Source organism: Nocardiopsis sp. CA-288880 (genome assembly GCF_050955985.1).
GTDB classification, from domain to species: Bacteria; Actinomycetota; Actinomycetes; order Streptosporangiales; family Streptosporangiaceae; genus Nocardiopsis; species Nocardiopsis tropica.
On sequence record NZ_CP192105.1, the window covers coordinates 648,830 to 666,281 of the forward strand.

Annotated in this window: 17 protein-coding genes; 10 read left to right on the forward strand and 7 right to left on the reverse strand. The window is 73.1% G+C overall.

The window, feature by feature from the left end; all coding sequences use genetic code 11:
• Positions 1-105: 105 nt before the first annotated feature.
• Positions 106-1,737, forward strand: a complete 1,632-nt coding sequence (groL, locus tag ACQPYD_RS02965; RefSeq protein ID WP_267947923.1) for a chaperonin GroEL — start codon at positions 106-108, stop codon at positions 1,735-1,737.
• 205 nt (positions 1,738-1,942) lie between these two features.
• Here the strand turns inward: groL and ACQPYD_RS02970 are convergent, their stop codons facing one another.
• The 3 genes from ACQPYD_RS02970 to ACQPYD_RS02980 form a co-directional block, all read right to left on the reverse strand.
• Positions 1,943-3,757 carry an ABC transporter ATP-binding protein gene (locus ACQPYD_RS02970; RefSeq protein WP_433699667.1) on the reverse strand — a complete coding sequence of 605 codons (1,815 nt, stop codon included), beginning with the start codon at positions 3,755-3,757 and terminating at the stop codon, positions 1,943-1,945.
• Entirely contained in the window at positions 3,754-5,502 is a 1,749-nt protein-coding gene (locus tag ACQPYD_RS02975; RefSeq protein WP_433699668.1) for an ABC transporter ATP-binding protein, read from the reverse strand. Before ACQPYD_RS02975 ends, ACQPYD_RS02970 begins: the two co-directional genes overlap by 4 nt.
• A gap of 117 nt (positions 5,503-5,619) precedes the next feature.
• Entirely contained in the window at positions 5,620-6,051 is a 432-nt protein-coding gene (locus ACQPYD_RS02980) for an NUDIX hydrolase (RefSeq protein WP_433699669.1), read from the reverse strand.
• A gap of 119 nt (positions 6,052-6,170) precedes the next feature.
• Here ACQPYD_RS02980 and ACQPYD_RS02985 point away from each other — a divergent pair, with 119 nt between their 5' ends.
• Positions 6,171-7,250, forward strand: coding sequence for a zeta toxin family protein (locus tag ACQPYD_RS02985; protein WP_433699670.1), 1,080 nt, complete (start codon positions 6,171-6,173; stop codon positions 7,248-7,250).
• A 48-nt stretch (positions 7,251-7,298) separates the two neighbouring features.
• On the opposite strand, the gene ACQPYD_RS02990 is transcribed toward ACQPYD_RS02985, so the two are convergent.
• The 3 genes from ACQPYD_RS02990 to ACQPYD_RS03000 form a co-directional block, all read right to left on the reverse strand.
• Entirely contained in the window at positions 7,299-7,733 is a 435-nt protein-coding gene (locus ACQPYD_RS02990) for a DUF397 domain-containing protein (protein ID WP_433699671.1), read from the reverse strand.
• Between the two features lie 197 nt (positions 7,734-7,930).
• Positions 7,931-8,116 (reverse strand): DUF397 domain-containing protein, encoded by a 186-nt coding sequence (locus ACQPYD_RS02995; RefSeq protein WP_433699672.1) that lies wholly within the window; start codon positions 8,114-8,116, stop codon positions 7,931-7,933.
• On the reverse strand, positions 8,113-8,976 hold the full coding sequence (locus ACQPYD_RS03000; RefSeq protein WP_433699673.1) for a helix-turn-helix domain-containing protein: 864 nt from the start codon (positions 8,974-8,976) through the stop codon (positions 8,113-8,115). The genes ACQPYD_RS02995 and ACQPYD_RS03000 overlap by 4 nt, the downstream gene beginning before the upstream one ends.
• Before the next feature lie 476 nt (positions 8,977-9,452).
• On the opposite strand from ACQPYD_RS03000, the gene ACQPYD_RS03005 reads away from it, so the two are divergent.
• The 4 genes from ACQPYD_RS03005 (at position 9,453) to ACQPYD_RS03020 (ending at position 11,659) form a co-directional block, all read left to right on the forward strand.
• Positions 9,453-9,830 carry a hypothetical protein gene (locus ACQPYD_RS03005; protein WP_433699674.1) on the forward strand — a complete coding sequence of 126 codons (378 nt, stop codon included), beginning with the start codon at positions 9,453-9,455 and terminating at the stop codon, positions 9,828-9,830.
• A 64-nt stretch (positions 9,831-9,894) separates the two neighbouring features.
• Positions 9,895-10,035, forward strand: a complete 141-nt coding sequence (locus ACQPYD_RS03010; RefSeq protein ID WP_267947932.1) for a hypothetical protein — start codon at positions 9,895-9,897, stop codon at positions 10,033-10,035.
• Positions 10,036-10,319: 284 nt separating this feature from the next.
• Positions 10,320-11,486, forward strand: a complete 1,167-nt coding sequence (locus tag ACQPYD_RS03015) for a methyltransferase domain-containing protein (protein ID WP_433699675.1) — start codon at positions 10,320-10,322, stop codon at positions 11,484-11,486.
• Positions 11,483-11,659: a BldC family transcriptional regulator gene (locus ACQPYD_RS03020; protein WP_433699676.1), complete on the forward strand. Its 177-nt coding sequence runs from the start codon at positions 11,483-11,485 to the stop codon at positions 11,657-11,659. The genes ACQPYD_RS03015 and ACQPYD_RS03020 overlap by 4 nt, the downstream gene beginning before the upstream one ends.
• A 141-nt stretch (positions 11,660-11,800) precedes the next feature.
• Here the strand turns inward: ACQPYD_RS03020 and ACQPYD_RS03025 are convergent, their stop codons facing one another.
• Entirely contained in the window at positions 11,801-12,805 is a 1,005-nt protein-coding gene (locus ACQPYD_RS03025) for a R2-like ligand-binding oxidase (protein ID WP_433699677.1), read from the reverse strand.
• A gap of 325 nt (positions 12,806-13,130) precedes the next feature.
• On the opposite strand from ACQPYD_RS03025, the gene ACQPYD_RS03030 reads away from it, so the two are divergent.
• From ACQPYD_RS03030 to ACQPYD_RS03045, 4 genes are all read left to right on the forward strand, one after another.
• Complete coding sequence (locus ACQPYD_RS03030; RefSeq protein WP_433699678.1) at positions 13,131-13,367, forward strand: hypothetical protein; 237 nt, start codon at positions 13,131-13,133, stop codon at positions 13,365-13,367.
• 244 nt (positions 13,368-13,611) lie between these two features.
• Positions 13,612-14,139, forward strand: coding sequence for a PadR family transcriptional regulator (locus tag ACQPYD_RS03035; protein ID WP_433699679.1), 528 nt, complete (start codon positions 13,612-13,614; stop codon positions 14,137-14,139).
• The gene (locus tag ACQPYD_RS03040) at positions 14,136-14,864 is read left to right on the forward strand and encodes an ABC transporter ATP-binding protein (protein WP_433699680.1); all 729 of its coding nucleotides are present in this window, start codon (positions 14,136-14,138) and stop codon (positions 14,862-14,864) included. The genes ACQPYD_RS03035 and ACQPYD_RS03040 overlap by 4 nt, the downstream gene beginning before the upstream one ends.
• Positions 14,861-17,236 carry an FtsX-like permease family protein gene (locus ACQPYD_RS03045; protein WP_433699681.1) on the forward strand — a complete coding sequence of 792 codons (2,376 nt, stop codon included), beginning with the start codon at positions 14,861-14,863 and terminating at the stop codon, positions 17,234-17,236. The genes ACQPYD_RS03040 and ACQPYD_RS03045 overlap by 4 nt, the downstream gene beginning before the upstream one ends.
• The last annotated feature ends 216 nt before the right edge of the window (positions 17,237-17,452 follow it).

Sequence of the window (17,452 nt, forward strand, 5' to 3'; positions counted from 1 at the left end):
CCGCGGTTCCCGACAGCAGGGTTGTCGGAGCGCTCCGGTCGTCCGTCGCGGGCGCATGCCTCGTCCCATCGCGTATCAGCCCGGTCACGGGAGGACAAGAATCCAATGGCAGCCAAACTGATCGCGTTCGACGAGGAGGCCCGTCGCGGCCTCGAGCGCGGCATGAACCAGCTCGCGGACGCCGTCAAGGTCACGCTCGGCCCGAAGGGCCGCAACGTCGTTCTGGAGAAGAAGTGGGGCGCCCCCACGATCACCAACGACGGTGTCTCCATCGCCAAGGAGATCGAGCTCGAGGACCCCTGGGAGAAGATCGGGGCCGAGCTGGTCAAGGAGGTCGCCAAGAAGACCGACGACGTCGCGGGTGACGGCACCACCACCGCCACCGTGCTCGCCCAGGCCCTCGTCCGCGAGGGGCTGCGCAACGTCGCCGCCGGCGCCAACCCGATCAGCCTCAAGCGCGGCATCGAGGCCGCCGTCTCCCGCATCAACGAGGAGCTCGGCAACCTCTCCAAGGACATCGAGACCAAGGAGCAGATCGCCTCCACCGCCTCGATCTCCGCCGGCGACACGCAGATCGGCGAGACCATCGCCGAGGCGATGGACAAGGTCGGCAAGGAAGGCGTCATCACCGTCGAGGAGGGGCAGACCTTCGGGCTCGAGCTGGAGCTCGCCGAGGGCATGCGCTTCGACAAGGGCTACATCTCGCCCTACTTCGCCACCGACCTCGAGCGCATGGAGACGGTCCTCGAGGACCCCTACATCCTCATCGTCAACTCCAAGATCTCGAACAACAACGAGTTCCTGCCGGTCGTCGAGAAGGTCCTCCAGGCCGGTCGTCCGCTCGTCGTCATCGCCGAGGACCTGGAGGGCGGCGCCCTCCAGACGCTGATCGTCAACAAGATCCGCGGCACCTTCAAGTCCGTCGCCGTCAAGGCCCCGGGCTTCGGTGACCGCCGCAAGGCCCAGCTCGGCGACATCGCCGTGCTGACCGGCGGCCAGGTCATCACCGAGGAGGTCGGCCTCAAGCTGGAGAACACCGAGCTCGACATGCTCGGCCGTGCCCGCAAGGTCGTCGTCACCAAGGACGAGACCACCATCGTGGACGGCGCCGGTGACGCCACCGCGATCGCCGGTCGCGTGAACGAGATCCGCAACGAGATCGAGCGCACCGACTCCGACTACGACCGCGAGAAGCTCCAGGAGCGTCTCGCCCGCCTGGCCGGCGGCGTGGCCGTCATCAAGGCCGGCGCCGCGACCGAGGTGGAGCTCAAGGAGCGCAAGCACCGCATCGAGGACGCCGTCCGCAACGCCAAGGCCGCGGTCGAGGAGGGCATCCTGCCCGGCGGTGGCGTCGCGCTGCTGCAGGCCAGCGTCCCGGCGTTCGCCAAGCTCGACCTCGAGGGCGACGAGGCGATCGGCGCCGACATCGTGCGTCGCGCCATCGCGGAGCCGCTGAAGCAGATCGCCATCAACGCCGGCCTCGAGGGCGGCGTCGTGGCGGAGAAGGTCCGCAACCTGGAGCCCGGTTTCGGCCTCAACGCCGCCACCGGTGAGTACACCGACCTGTTCAAGGACGGCGTCATCGACCCGACCAAGGTCACCCGCTCCGCCCTCCAGAACGCGGCCTCCATCGCCGGTCTGTTCCTGACCACCGAGGCCGTCATCGCCGAGAAGCCGGAGAAGGCGTCGGCTCCCGCCGGCGACCCGACCGGTGGCATGGGCGGCATGGACTTCTAGGACCTCCTGGAGTTCAGGGGTCCGGTACGCGACCTCGCCCGCGACGACCGGGCGGCCCTTCGGGGCCGCCCGGTTTCGCTGTTCCCGGGGCCGGCGCCTCCGGTGACTGCCGGCGCGGGGGCCGCCGGGCGTCGGCACGGGCCCGGAACGGGGCTCCGACCGGGGCTCGGACGGGCCCCGGACGGCTGTAGCCGCGTGTGCGCGCTCAGACAGCCCCGTGCCAGGCGCGCCACAGGTCGGCGTACGAGCCCCCGCGCGCCAGCAGCTCGTCGTGGCTGCCCAGCTCGCTGACGCGGCCGTCCTCCACCACGGCGATCCGGTCGGCGTCGTGCGCCGTGTGGAGCCGGTGCGCGATCGCCACCACGGTCCGCCCCGACAGCACACCGGCCAGGGACCTCTCCAGGTGGCGGGCCGAACCCGGGTCCATCAGCGACGTCGCCTCGTCCAGCACCAGCACCTCCGGGTCGGCCAGCACCACCCGGGCCAGCGCGAGCTGCTGCACGTGGGCCGGGTCCAGCGCGAGGTCGCCCGACCCCACCCGCGTGTCCAGCCCGTCCGGCAGCGACCGGACCCAGGCGTCGGCGTCCACGGCGGCCAGGGCCGACCACAGCCGGTCCCGGTCCACCTCGGCGGCGTCCAGGGCCAGCGCCAGGTTCTCGGCCACGGTGCCCCGGAACACGTGGCTCTCCTGGCTCAGCAGGATCGCCCGCTCGCGCCGCAGCTCCGGTGACAGCCCCGCCATGTCCACCCCGCCGACGCGCACGCTCCCGGAGGTCGGCCCGTGCACGCCCGCGATCAGCTTGCCGAGGGTCGACTTGCCCGCGCCGCTCGGCCCGACCACCGCCAGCCGCTCACCGGGGCGCAGGACCAGGTCCACCCCGTGCAGGACCTCCGTGTCGGTGTAGCCGAACCGCGCGCCGCGCACCTCCACCGTCCCGTGCACGTGGTCGGCGTCCGCCTCGGCCGCCCCGGGACGCTCCTCGGCGAGCCGCACCCCCAGCAGGCGGCGCAGGCTCGTGAACCCCATCATCAGGCTGTCCACCTGGTCCACCAGCTGTTCCACGGGCCGGGTCATCTGCACGGACAGGAACACGGCCGTGGCGATCTGGCCGACGGTCAGCATGCCGTTGGCGTGCAGGAACCCCGCCACCAGGAACGTGCACGCGGTCGCGAACAGGTACGCGAACTCCAGCGGCGGGTACCACACGCACTGCAGCCACAGCGTGTACCGCTCGGCCCGGTAGGCGCGGCGGATCCTGGCCTCGGCCCGCGCGGTCTGGCGGAGCTGGCGTCCCAGCGCCTCCAGGGTGTGCGCCCCCTCCACGGTGTCCGTGACGCTCTGCGTCAGGTCGGAGTAGGTCGCCAGCTCCTGGATGTAGCCGTCCGGGGCGCGGCGGGCGTACCAGCGGGTGGACACCCAGATGATCAGCAGGGACGGCGCCCAGGCCAGGAGCAGCGCGGGGTGCAGCAGGCTGATCGCGGTGACGATGACGGCCACCGTCACGGTGCTCACGGCCATCACCGGCACCGAGTGGCGCACCGTGTGGCTCAGGTGCCCGATGTCGCGGCCCGACCTGGCCACCAGGTCGCCGGTCCCGGCGCTCTCCACCGTTCCGAGCGGCAGGCGCAGGACCGCGCGCACGAACTCCTCGCGCAGCTCGGCCAGCACCCCCTCACCGAAGCGGATCGACTGCGCCACCGACACGAGCGTGAACCCGGCGTGGAGCAGCAGGCCGACGACGATCACCACGGCCAGCAGGTCGATCCGGCCGGGGTCGGCCCCGCCGCGGACCGCGTCGATGACCGTGCCGAGCACCCACGGGGCGACGAGCGCGGCCAGCGCCGCCATCCCGTACAGGACCACGACGGCGAGCAGCCGCCCGCCGTGGTCGCGACCGGCCCGGCGGAGCCGTGTCCAGACCATGGACACGGGCGCCACGGGCAGGGCGGCGGCCTCCGGCTGCATCGGGATCCCGGGGTCGTCGGCGTGGGGGAGGGCGTGTTCGGCGGTCCGGGTCATGGCTTCCCACTCGTGGAGACGGTGCGCAGGACGGTGTCGGCGTAGCCGGGGGCGCTCGCGAGCAGGTCCCGGTGGGACCCCTCGGCGACGACGCGCCCGCCGTCCACGAACAGCACGTGGTCGGTGTGGTCGAGCAGGAGGGGGCTGGTGGTGAGCAGGGCGGTGGTGCGCCCCTTCCGCTCGGCGGCCAGCCGCGCGCCGATGGCCGCCTCGGAGTGGGCGTCCACGGCGGAGGCGGGTTCGACCAGGACCAGGATCTCGGGGTCCAGGCCGAACGCCCTCGCCAGCCGGAGGCGCTGCTGCTGGCCGCCGGAGTACTCGCGGCCGCGCTCGGTGAGGAGCGCGTCGAACCCCGCCGGGGACTGCCGTACGACGTCGTCGGCGTACGCGGCCCGGACCACCGCCGCCAGGCGGTCGTCGGACAGCCCCTCGTCCGGGGACAGCTCCTCGCGCAGCCGCCCGGAGAACAGGTGGGCGCTGTTGGACGCGACCAGCACGCGGCGGCGCACGTCGCGCAGCGGCAGGTCGCGCAGGCGCACCTCGCGGCCGGTCGCCGCTTCGACGAGCAGGGCGTCCGCGCCGTCCCCCTCGGCCTCGCGGTACCGGCCCAGGCGCTCGGCCAGGGCGGTCGCCCCGGCCGCGTCGGAGCACACCACGCCGGTGGTGCGCCCGGCGGCCACCACGACCCCGCTGGCGGGGTCGCGCAGGTCGCACGGGGCGGCCGGGGGATCGGCGGGGTGCTCGGGGTCGGGGTGGTCGTGCTCCAAGGAGAGCACGCGGACCACGTGGTCCGCCGCCACCCGGGCGGAGATGAACAGGGAGGAGGCGTGCATCAGGTGCCGCACCGCCACCGCCAGGTTGCCCGTGTACCCGTAGAACGCGACGAGCTGGCCCACGGTGATGTCCCCGGCGAGGGCCAGCCGGGCGCCGTACCAGACGATGCCCACCAGCAGCAGGCCCGGATACAGCTCGCGGACGGCCTGGAGGGCGGCGTCCATCCACCCCACCCGCACTCCGGCGGCGCGCACGCGCTGGGACTCCTCGCGGTAGCGGTCGCCGACGGTGCGCTCCCCGCCCACGCCCCGCAGGACCCGCAGTCCGGCGACCAGGTCGGTGGCCCGGGTGGTCAGCTCGGCCTGCCTGGTGCGGTGGTGCTCCTGGCGCCGGGAGAACGGGCGCAGCAGCGGCACCATGCCGACCACCATGACCGGCACCGCGACGAGCACGATCAGGCCGAACGTGAGGTGCGACGACAGCATGAGGACGCTCACCGCGCCGATCGTCACCACCGAGGCGGGGACGAGCGCGGAGTTCTCGTAGAAGTCGCCGACCCGGTCGATGTCGTCCGTGCCGACCGCGACCACCTCGCCGGACGGGAGCCGCCGGGTGAGGGTGGGGCCCAGGGCGACCGACCGCTCGATGACGACCTGCACGGTGCGGTACGCGGACGCGTACCAGTTGAACGCCATCGCCCGGACGCCGACCGGCACCAGGGCCGTGCTCAGCAGGGTCAGCCCGGTGAGGACGCCGAACCAGACCAGGAGCGACCGCGGGTCGCCCTCGACCACGCCGGAGTCCAGGGTGGCGCCGACCGCCGCGGACATGAGGACGCCGCAGAGCCTGTAGACGCTGTCCACGCCCCCCGCCCACGCGAGCGGGCGCCACTCCGATCGGGCGAGCCACAGCAGGAAGCGGTTGGCCGAACGGTGGTCGGGAATGCCCGGAGGCTGAGGAAGTACGCGCACAGTTCTCGGACTGTAACCAGAGAACCGGGCCGGGTCCACTCATTTTTCCGGGACGGGCCAGGGGCATCGTGCCTGGTCGTAAGGGGTGTCATCGTCGGACGCACGCGCCCGCCGGTGTCACCTGACGGAGCCCTCCGCGTGCAGCAGCTCGACCAGGCGGCGCACCGCCGGGGCGCACCGCTCGCGCTCGGCGAAGCCGATCCACGCCAGCTCGGCGATCTCGTTGGCCGCGGCCGGCTCGCCGTCGTGCTCGGCGGAGTAGCAGGCCAGCCGCACCCGCGTTCCCGGCGCCTTGTCGTAGGCCAGTTCGTCGATGACGGTCACGGGGCGCAGGGTCCCGGGGCGGAGCACCACGCCGACCTCCTCGTTGGCCTCGCGCGCCACGGCCGCCTCGTCGCTCTCGCCGGGCTCGCGCTTGCCGCCCGGGAGGTAGAACCGGTCGACGCCCTCGGTACGGACGCACAGCAGCCGTCCGTCCTTCACGTGCACCCAGGCCAGGGCGTCGATCACGGCGGGGGAGCCGGGCTGCGCCGGCGGAGTCGAGGTCATGGGCCCACTGTAGGACGGGGAGGGAACCGCCGAACCCGTGCCCCGGGGGTGACCTGACGCACTAGCATCCAGTCAGCGGCGGACGGTGCGGGCCCCGGGGCCCGGGAGGGACGGACGGCATGGAGACGCGGACCCGAGGAACGGCCCCGGCGGGGACCGCAGGAGCGACCGCCGGACCCCTCCTCGCGGAGATCGCCGCAGGCGGTGGGATCCCCCCGCAGTCCGACGCCCACAGGGAGGCCCGCGAACAGGCGTACAACCTGTACAGCGCGGCCGTCGGGGCCTGCCTGAGCCGCGCGGACGCCCGGCCCGAACTGAGGGGGAGGGCCGCGGCGCTCCTGGCGGAGGAGGCGCGCCTGCCGTTCCTCTCCCCGGACGGGGTCGACGCCGTCAACGCGGAACTGCCCGCCGTCGTCGCCGCGCTGCGCGCCGAGCCCGTGCCGGTCCCCGACGGGGCCACGCCCCGGGACCCGGGACGCGTCCTGGACGACGCGGACCTGGGCGCGCTGTTCGACCTGGCCCTGCGCGACCGCCTCACGGGTGGCGCGCGGGAGCACCCCCGGCTGCTGCTCCTCGGCGGCCAGCCGGGGGCGGGCAAGTCCACCCTGCAGCGCCTGGTCCTGCCCGCCCTGCCGGAGGGCACCGTGAGCTACGACGGGGACGACCTCCTGAGGCTCGCGCCCGACTACGAGTGGGCGATGGCCGCCGACGACGCGGCCGCCTCGGATTCCCTCGCGCGCCAGGTCGCCGGTCTGCACGGGCTCGCCCTGGAGCACGTGCGGTCGGGGCGGACGGACGTCGTGTGCAGCCACCCCCTCGGCCGTGCCGACTGGGCGGCCTCCTGGGTGGAGGGGTTCCGCGAGGCCGGGTACCGGGTCGAGGTGGCGTTCGTGGCCACCCACTCCTCCAACAGCCGCTTCGCGATCGCGGAGCGCCACGCGCGGGCCCGCGCCCACCAGGGCTTCGGCCGGGTCATGTCGGAGGCGCACCACGACCGCTTCTACCTGGGCGTGCCCAACACGGTGGAGTTCCTGGAGACCCACCGGCTCGTGGACTCCCTCTACGTGCTCTCCCGCGACGGCGACGTGCTCTACGCCAACCACCTGAGGGACGGCGACTGGCGCACCGAGCCCTTCGGCCGTGTCGCCCTGGAGGCCGAGCGCGGCCGGCGCGACCTCTGGCGCGACGCTGAGGGGTGAACATACGTAAGCCCTCGCCCGGCCGGGCGAGGGCTTACGCGCGTGCGGCTACTTCTCGCGCCGGGCGGTGCCGAGCAGCGCCCGCCACTCGGAGGAGGGGAAGGCGAGATGGCCGAGTTCCCTGTTCTGGGTGTCCCGGACCAGGCTCGCGCCCGGGACGTCGGCCACCTCGACGCAGTCGCTCGCGTTGGCGCTGTAGGACGACTTGCGGAAGGCGGCGACCGCGAGGAACGCGGCCCATGCGTCGGCCGGGTATTCGACATGGCCGAGTTCCCTGTTCTGGGTGTCGCGGATCAGACTCGCGCCCGGGACGTCGGCCACCTCGACGCAGTTCTGTGCCTGATTGCTGTAGCTGCTCTTGCGGAAGGCGACCTCGACGCAGTTGCTGCGGTCGCTGTAGCTGGACTTGTGGAAGGCAACGTCCACGAGCTTCTGCGGGATGGCTTCGTTGTGACCGGATCGGAGGGGCGCGAGTTCGCTCATCTCCTGGGTGTACCCGCTGACGTGGTGGCATCGGTGGCCGGATGCGGTCAGGGCCTGGCGAGTGATCTCCTCCGAACCCTAACGGGCGGGTCTGTCCCGGATAGACTCAGTTCGGATGCTCTATTGCGAGAGCACTCAGGTGCAACAGGCCCCTCGCCCGGACCCGGGCGGGGGGCCTGCTTGCGTTGTGGGATGTGTCAGACCTTGTCGGTGCGGATGACACCGAGGGCCGCCGCCCACTCCGGCCCGGCGAATCCGAGGTGTCCGAGGTCGCGATTCTGGGTGTCGCGAACCAGGTGCTCGCCGGGGAGGTCTGCGACCTCAACGCAGTTCTGGTTGTGGTTGCTGTAGCTCGACTTGCGGAACTCAGGTGTGGTGGTCATGCTGCCGTGCTCTCTTCTCGTATGCCCGCGATGATCTGGGCAGACTCGACGGTATTCGATGCACTTGCCTGTAGGTGGCGGAAGGTTGTCGAGTAGCGGGCAACTTCGGCGGGGTCCTCCTCGAACAGTCCACTGCCGATCGCGTCTGTGTACACGATCGTGGGATCCAAGGGTTCCGGGAATTCCAAAACTGTGTACGGGATGCCGAGCGCAGGGTGTGCGCCAACGCTGAACGGGAGTACCTGGATGTCGATGTTCGGATACTGCCCGATGCGTTCCAGATACTCCAGCTGTGCCCGCATCACCTGAGGACCACCGATCGGACGCCGGAGCGCCGCCTCATCGATGATTGCCCACAGGTGCGTTGGGCGCTCGTGCCTGTGCAAGATCTCGCGACGCGCCATGCGTGCTTCAACCTGACGCTGGATGTGCTCAAGGTCAGTGAGTGGCCCGCCTCGAAAGATTGCGTCGGCGTACTCGGGAATCTGGAGGAGACCCGGAATGGTGGCGGTCTCGTAGGTATGAATCTGGGATGCCTCGGCCTCGAAGTCCGGTAGTGAGTCGTGGCCGAACACGTCGCGGTACTTCCACCACCAGCCGCGCTCGCCAGCGTCCGCAGCCAGCTGGCGGAGCGCGTCCGTCTCGGCCGGAGTGGCTCCGTAGACCTCTGCAAGCGCGGCGACCTGACGAGCGGGCACTCGTCGAGTCTCAGCTGTCTCGATCTTCCCGAGAGCGGCACGGGAGATCCCGGCACGCTCCCCAGCCTCGGAACCGGTCAGGCCAGCAGCCTCGCGCATACGTCTGAGCTGCATTCCGAGTCGTCGTCGGCGCACGGTTGGCGAGTAGGTAGGGGATCGCATGGGGCAATGCTAGCGCCGTATTTTTGAGAGAATCTCGTAGATTCGCTTGTGAGGAGCCTACTTCTCGTGCACTATCGAATCACCTGCAGTGATCTCGTTAACACGAAGAGAAGCGAGAGCATCCCTATGTCCATATTTGTGCGCCTTCTGGTGCCTCTCATGTCTGTGCTGGGCCTTCGTGCCCGCGTCCCCGCGCACGCTGTGCGTCGGCGCGGAGCCCGTGGCCGCCGCTACATCGACCGGCACATCTCTCAGCCGCCCCGCCCGCACGTGGTCACCGGGCCCATCCCGATCGTCTGGCCGAGCAGCCGAACCGACCTTCAGGCGACGACGCCCCTGCCGAAGCGCCCGCGTGTGGACGGCCTCGCGCCTGTGATCCCCTTGGCCGCGCGTCGTCGCCGCGTCGACGCCTCACAGCGTGGCCTGGTCGTGCTGATCGCGATCGCTCGGCAGGACGAGGAGCGGGGGGCGGCCGCATGACCCGGGTGTGCGATCTCCGCGAGCTTCCGACCATGGCGGCGCTCACCGCGTGGGCCACCGCCCACGGGGCGGCCGTCACCTACCTGGGGCCCGACCTGCAGGGGCACGCGGTCTACGCGGCCCGCCGGGGGCCCGTGACCCGGGTGGTGACAGTCCCCGGACCGGACCCCCATCCGCACCCGCTGACCTGGCAGTCTCCACTGGAGACCCTTCCCGCCGACGTCCCGCAGACGGCAGCCGGGGCAGCCGTGGCAGCTGTCCGAGTCCCCACCGCCCGGTCCGGCAGTCCTGACCTGTCCGGCAGCCCTGGCGTCCCGGCCGGGGGCCTGCGCGCCGTGTGGATGGCGGCCGTCCGCGCCGTCCCCGCCCTCTGAGACCGGGCGCGCCCCGACCGGGGGCCGGGGCGCGCCCTTCCACACCTCCCCCGAGGAGCACGGCGTGGACGGCAGGACCAGGTGCGAGAAGACCACCAGCGGCCAGCACGACTACATCGCGGACCCGGCCGATCCGCGGTACCCCGACATCCGGACCATGCGGTGCCGCCACTGCGGCGACAGCGTCACCGTCACCCGAGGGTGACCGACCAGAGAGCAGGTCAGCATGACCACAGCCACAGCCACAATGACGATCACAGGTACGACCACAGCGACGATTCCACCCCCACTCTCACCCCCAACCCCACCCCCGGCCGCAGCCACCGCACCTCCCGTATCCGACCGGCGGGGCCCGAGCGCCGAGCAGGACTGCTCGATGTGCAGCGGGGTCGGCGGAAAGTTCGTCACGACCGACGGACAGACCCCGGGCAAGGCACTCGGCGACTGGGTTCCCTGCACGGGTTGCAGCGGCACGGGGAAGGTGCGCTGATGAGGAACACTCCTGATAGGGACCACCTTCCCCTCGCCCGGGCCCTGGCCGACCGGCTCCGCGCGGACGGCGCACCGGAGCACATCGCGTCGCTGTTCCTCCGGGTGCCCCGGCACGAGTTCCTGCCCGACGTGGTGTGGGGCGAGGACCGCGTCCGCTACGACCGTGCCGAGGACCCCGACGCCTGGCTCCGCGCGGCCTACACCGACCAGGCGCTCACCACCCAGCGCGACGAGGGTCGGGAGGGCGGCATGGGCCTGCCCACCTCCTCCAGTTCCGCTCCTACGATCATGGCGCGCATGCTCGCCGCCGCCCGGATCGAGCCCGCCCACTCGGTGCTGGAGATCGGCACGGGGACCGGGTTCAACGCCGCGCTGCTGTGCGAACTGGTCGGGGACGAGCGCGTGGCCACGATGGAGATCGACCCGGCCGTCTCCGCCTCGGCCCGCTCGGCGCTGCACGCCGCCGGGTACGCGCCGGAGACCGTGCACGCCGACGCGGAGCACGCCCGCCTGTCCGACGCTCCGGCGTTCCACCGGGTCGTCGCCACGTGCCAGGTGGCGGACGTCCCGGCGGGGTGGCTCGCCCAGCTCCACCCGCGCGGGCTGCTCGTCACCCCGTGGGCGCCCACCCAGGGCGCGCCGTCCGGCGCGCTCGCGGTCCTGGAGAAGCGCGGCGGGGGGCTTCCGGCCGAAGGCCGCTTCGAGGGGAGCCTCGCGTTCATGTGGGCGCGCGGCCAGAGCAGGTCCGGCGGGCGGATCCCGGACGCGGACGCGGTTCCCGACCGCACCACCCGGGTGGAGGGGGACCCCCGCTACCTCCTCGGCGGCGAGGGCGGCCTCCTCCTGGCGCTGCTCGTGCCCGACTGGGCGCACGGCATGGGCCGGGAGCCGGGCGCGTCCGACCTGTTCATGTGGGTGGTGTCCACCCGCTGCGGGGCGTGGGCGCGGCTGCACCCGGACGGGCGCGTGGAACAGGGCGGAGGGTCCCGGCTCCTGGTGGACGAGTTCGAGGAGGCGCTCACCCGGTGGCGCGGGCAGGGGGAGCCGGGCGTCGCGGAGTTCGGGCTGACGGTGGACGACGCGAGGGGGAGCCGGTCCGTGTGGCTGCGCGAGCCGGAGGCCGTCCTGTGGAGCTGCCGCCGCGCCGCCGAGGAGGCCCGGTGAGCGGCCTCGGCGGAGAGGTCCTCACCCCGGCGGAGGTGGCCCGGCTGTTCCGGGTGGACCCCAAGACCGTCACGCGGTGGGCGAAGCAGGGCCGCATCCCGTCCTTCAAGACCCTCGGCGGGCAGCGCCGGTACTACGCGAGCGAGGTCCGGCGGCTGCTCGACCGCAGGTAGACCCCCGCGCCCGGCCCCGACCGGGGCCGGGCGCGCGGGACCGCCGCCGCGCCGTCCCCCGCCCCCCGTGCCCCGCGGCCCCTCGCGGAGCGGGGCGGGGGCAGTTGCTCCGGGAGGCGGACGGCAGGCGCGGGCCCGCCCCTACCCCCCGGTCAGCCCGGCCATGGCCTGCCGGTCCTCCTCGCCGAACCTCTCCTCCAGCTCCTCCGGTTCGGCGTCCACGTCGATCCGCGACAGCGGCACCCCGCGCGCGGACTCGATCGCCCCCAGCCGCCGCAGCGCCCGGTCTCCGGCGTACCTCAGCAGCTCGCCCGGCGGCAGCTCGTAGCGCCGGGCCCCCGGAGTCCCCGGGAACTCCTCGCCCCGCTCCACCGTCGACATCACGAGCGGCAGCAGCTCGTCCAGCCGCTCCCGCACCGCGTCCCAGTTGGCGTCGTCGGCCGCGACGTGCCTGCGGCACGTGAAGGTGCCCCACGCCATGTGCCGGCGCTCGTCGTCACCGATCCGCCGCACGATCTGCCGCATCCCCGGGAACAGGTTCCGGACGGTGCACACGTGGTTCCAGGCGTAGTAGCCGGTCAGGGCCAGTGAGCCCTCGACGACGTGGTTGTAGGTCACCGAAGCCCGCACCTGGTTGCGCGGGCCCGGGTCGTCCAGGAGGGCCTCCAGCGACCCCGGCAGCTCCTCGTGGAACAGCGCCCGGTAGCCCGGGTTGTCGTCGACGTACTGGTGCAGGTCCTCCTGCACCCCGAGGGCGTCCAGCCACAGCCGGAACGCCTGCACGTGCTTGGCCTCCTCGAAGGCGAACTGGGTCAGGTACATCTCGTCGCCGAGCCGGCCCTCCGCCGCCATCGCGCGGAGGAACGGCTGGAGGTCCTCGGTCACGGCCTCCTCGCCCGCCACGAAGAACGCGCACAGCCGCAGGATGCGCTCGCGCGCCTCCCCGCCGAGGCCCTCCCAGTCCTCCGCGTCCCGGGAGAGGTCGACGTCCGCCGGGTTCCAGAAGCGGGCGTTGCCCTTGGCGAACAGCCTGAGGGGGAGGGAGTCCCAGTTCAGGCCGCCGTTCCGGAGGGTGTGGAACCCCGTCCGGTGTCCGGAGGGGGCGGGGGTCGGCGTTCCGGTGGCGGGGGCGGGCTCGTCGGGCACGGGAGGACCTCCAGGGGGTGGACTGCCCTCATGATTGGACACGGAAGCCTCGCGTGTAAAGGGCTCGGGCGGCATTCGCCCCGCGAAAACCGAATTCGGTTCGGTCGGAAGGGTGAGCCGCCCCCCGGTGCGGCGAGGGGCCTCCTGTGCGGCGACGGGCCTCCTGTGCGGCGGGGGGCCGCCTCCCGGTGCGGCGAAGGACCTCCCGTGCGGCGACGGGCCTCTCCGCACGGCGACCCGGTCGGCATCACGGCGAGCCGCCCCCCGCCGAAACGGTACGGTCGGGGAGTACCGCCCGCACTGAACGATCCGATCGGGGGACGACGTGTTCTGTGGTGATCCCGGCACCGCCGGTTACGCCGCCTGCGCCGCCCAGACCCAGCTCTTCGCGTTGGCCTCCGCCATCCCCGCACTCCTCGGGATGGCGCTCCTCATGGCGGCCTTCACCGCCCCGTCGGTCCGCGGGGACCGGATGCTGCGCACCCGTACCCTCAGCTACTCCCTCGTGGCGTGGGGCATCGCGGCGGGCACCTACGTCATGGGCGGGCTGCCCTCCGTCTGACGGCCCCGGGACCCACCCCTGCTCCCGGAGAGGCCGCGTCCGCCCCGCCCCGGGTTCCGCCCCTGCTCCCGCTCCCGCCCCCGCTCCCCTCTGCCGGGATCTTGTACTTATGGCGAGGTTTCGGCGTCGAGAACGTCTATAAGTACAAGATCATCGGGGGTAGGCAGGTGCGCTCCGCTCCCGCTGGCCTGTCCGGCGGTCTAACTATACAAAGCGAGTATACGCGGCGTGTATAGTCGCCGGCATGACTCTCGGCCAGACATTCCTGGGACTGCTCGAAACCCGCTCCCAGCACGGGTACGACCTCAAACGGGCCTACGACGAGCGCTTCGGCGGCCAACGGCCGCTCGCCTACGGGCAGGTGTACGCCACCCTCTCCCGCCTGCTCAAGCACGGGCTGGTGGAGGTGGAGGCGGTCGAAGCCGGCGCGGGCCCCGAGCGCAAGCGCTACACCGTGACCGATTCCGGGGTCACCGACGTCGAACAGTGGCTCGCCACGCCGGAGAACCCCGAGCCCTACCTCCAGAGCACCCTGTACACCAAGGTCGTGCTCGCCCTGCTCACCGGCCGTTCGGCCGACGGGATCCTCGACGTCCAGCGCGCCGAGCACCTGCGCCTGATGCGCGAGCTCACCCGCCGCAAGACCGCCGGGGACCTGTCCGACCAGCTCATCTGCGACCACGCACTGTTCCACCTGGAAGCCGACCTGCGGTGGCTGGAACTGACCGCCGCCCGGCTGAACGACCTCGCCGACGAGGTGCGCGGCAGATGAGCCGACCCGCCTCCCGCGCCCTCCCCGGCCGCCTCCCCGAGGTCCCGGGGCCTCCCCTGCTCACCGGCTCGGGCCTGCGCAAGTCCTTCGGCCTCACCCGGGCCCTGGAGGACGCCTCCCTCGACCTGTACCCCGGCGAGGTCGTCGCCGTCATGGGCCCCTCCGGCTCGGGGAAGTCCACCCTCCTGCACTGCCTCGCCGGCGTGGTACGGCCGGACGCCGGGTCCATCGAGTACGACGGGCAGGACCTGGTGGCCGCCTCGGACACCCGGCTCAGCGCGCTGCGCCGCTCGGAGTTCGGCTTCCTGTTCCAGTTCGGCCAGCTCGTCCCCGAACTGTCCTGCCTGGAGAACGTCGCGCTCCCCCTGCGGCTCGGAGGGCGGCCCCGCCGCCGGGCGGAGCACGACGCAGCCGAGTGGCTGGACCGGCTGGACGTGGGCGAGCTCGCGCACAAGACCCCCGGCGAGTGCTCGGGCGGCCAGGGCCAGAGGGTCGCGGTGGCCCGCGCCCTCATCACCCGCCCCCGGGTGGTGTTCGCCGACGAACCCACGGGCGCCCTCGACTCCCTCAACGGGGAACGGGTGATCCGCATGCTCACCGAGGCGGCCCGGGAGTCCGGGGCCGCCGTGGTCGTGGTGACCCACGAGGCCCGGGTGGCCGCCTACGCCGACCGCGAGGTCGTCTGCCGGGACGGCCGCACCCTCGATGTCGGAGGGCCGGGATGAGCCCGCGAGACCGAGCCCCCGCCGGAACCGGTCCGGAACGCGACCGCCCGTCCCCCCTCGGCGAACTCCTGCTGGGCGCGCAGCTCGCCCTGCGCGGCGGCCGGGAGGTCGTCCTCCGGAGCGTCCTCACGGCGATCGGGGTCGGCGTGGCCACCGCCGGGCTGCTCCTGGCCGCCGGCCTGCCGACCGCCCTGGACCACCTGTCCGAGCGGAACGCGGCCCGCATGGACCACCAGGTGGCCCCCCACCCGGCGCCCCCGGCGGGCGACGACACCCTGCTGATCGGCATCGCCACCACCGTCCACGAGGGGCAGGAGGTCCACGGGCGGCTCCTCCGGGCCGAGGGGTCCGACCCCCCGCTCCCGCCCGGAGTGACCGAGATCCCCGGACCGGGCGAGCTCCTCCTCTCCCCCGCGCTGGCCGACCTGCTCGACGCCCCTGGCGCAGAGGCCCTCCGGAGCCGGTTCGACCACCCCGTCGTCGGGGAGATCGGCCCCGAGGGGCTTCGGGGACCGCACGAACTGGCCTACTACCTCGGCAGCGGGGACCTGGCCGTGGAGAACGCCGGTATACGGATCACCGCGTTCGGCGGGGAGCCCGGCCCCGTCGTGCGGGGGCCGGTCTTCGTGCTCCTCGGCATGGTGGGCGTGGTCGTCATGCTCACCCCCGTCGTGGTCTTCCTCGGCGCGGCGGTGCGCTTCGGCGGTGAACAGCGTGAGCGCCGCCTGGCGGCGCTACGGCTCATGGGGGCCGACAGCCGGGCCGTCCGGCGCGTCGCGGCCGGTGAGACCCTTCCCGGTGTCGGGCTCGGCCTGGTGCTCGGGGCGGTGCTCTTCCTCGCCGGGCGTCCGATCGTGGAGACGGTGGGGGTGGGGCCCGGTCTGTACGCCGGGGACGTGGCACCGCACCCCGTGCTCGGCGCACTGGTGTTCGCCGGGGTTCCGCTGCTCGCCCTGTGGGTGGTGCTCGCCTCCCTGCGCGGGGTCGTGGTCGAGCCGCTCGGCACCGTGCGCCGCGCCGAACGGCCGCGCCCCAGGGTGTGGTGGCGTCTGCTGCTCCTGGTGCTCGGCGTGGTCCTGGTCTGGCTGAGCATGGACCTCCAGGCGGGCCGGCTCCTGGGCCTGGCCGGGGGCGGAGGGCTGGCCATGACGGCGATCGGGCTCCTGGCCGCGCTGTTCGGCACGACCGCCGTGCTGCCCTGGCTGGTGGACCGGCTGTTCCGACGCGCCTCGGGCGGCCCCCTCTCGCTGCAGCTCGCCCAGCGCCGGCTGGCGGCGGCGGGCGGCGGGCCCACCCGGGCGGTCAGCGGCATCGTGGTGACCGTAGCGGGGGCCATCGCGCTGCAGAGCCTGTTCGCGAACGCCTGGGCCGATGCGTCGGTGACGCTCGCGGACACCGCCGTCGAGGCGTACGCGGAGAACGAGTTCGGTCCGTCCCGGTTCCAGATCCAGGCGGACCTGTGGATGCCCCCCGCCGACGACCCCGCCGGGGCCGTGGCGCGGGTGCCCGGCGTCGAGGAGGCCGCGGCCTTCCGTACGGTGTGGGGCGCGATCGGCGACGACACCGGCGTCCCGGTCCGGATCGCCGACTGCGACGTCCTGCGGCAGATGGCCGACCTGCCCGCCTGTTCCCCGGGGGACGTCTTCAGCGCGCTGCCCGGTCTGGAAGCCGGCGACACCCTCATGGTCCGCCCGAGGGAGGACGCGACGGCGAGCCCCTGGGTGCTGCCCCCGGTCTCCGGTTTCGAGGGGGAGGTGGTCGAACACCCCTGGAGCGCCGTGGGGCACACGGCGCGGGACGTCGTCCTCGCGACCCCGGAGGCCGCCGCGGTGCCCGAGGAGATCGCCGCCCGGAGCACGATCTGGATCAGGGCCGACCCGGCCGCCCCCGGAATGGAGGTGGGGCTCAGGCACACGGTCGGGTCCCTGGACCCGACCTCGCGCCTGGACGTCCCGATCACCACCGTGGTCAACCCGGCCATGGCCGACATCCGTGACGCGCTCGTGGCCGGAGCCCTGGCCTGCCTGACGGTGATCGCCGCCGGGCTGGTGGTGGGCACGGTCGAGCAGGTCCGCGAGCGCCGGCGGGTACACGCGGTGCTCACCGCGTTCGGCACCCGGCGGAGCACACTGGTGGCCTCGGTGGTGTGGCAGACCACGCTGCCCGTGCTCCTGGGCATCGTGCTGGCCACGGCGGCCGGGACCGCCCTCGGTGTCATGGTCCAGAGGGTGGCCGGGCTCCCCGTGCGCTTCATCCCGGTGGAGACCCTCGTCATCGCGTGTGCGGGCGTGGGCGTGGCGGCCCTGACCACCCTGCTCGCCGTGCCCGCGCTGCTGCGGACCATGCGCCCGGAGGGCCTGCGCTCGGAGTGAGCGGGGCCCGGTCGGGCAGCGCGGGTCCCCGGTGACGGTGCCGGGGACCCGCCGCCCGGGCCCGCCCCCGGAGAGGGCGCCCGCACCCCGCCCCACCCGCCCCCGCCCGCCCCCTCTGCCGTGATCTTGTACTTATGGCGAGGTTCGGCGTCGAGATCGGCTGTAAGTACAAGATCACCGGGGGTGAGGGGCCCACATCATCGGAAGTGGAGGGCA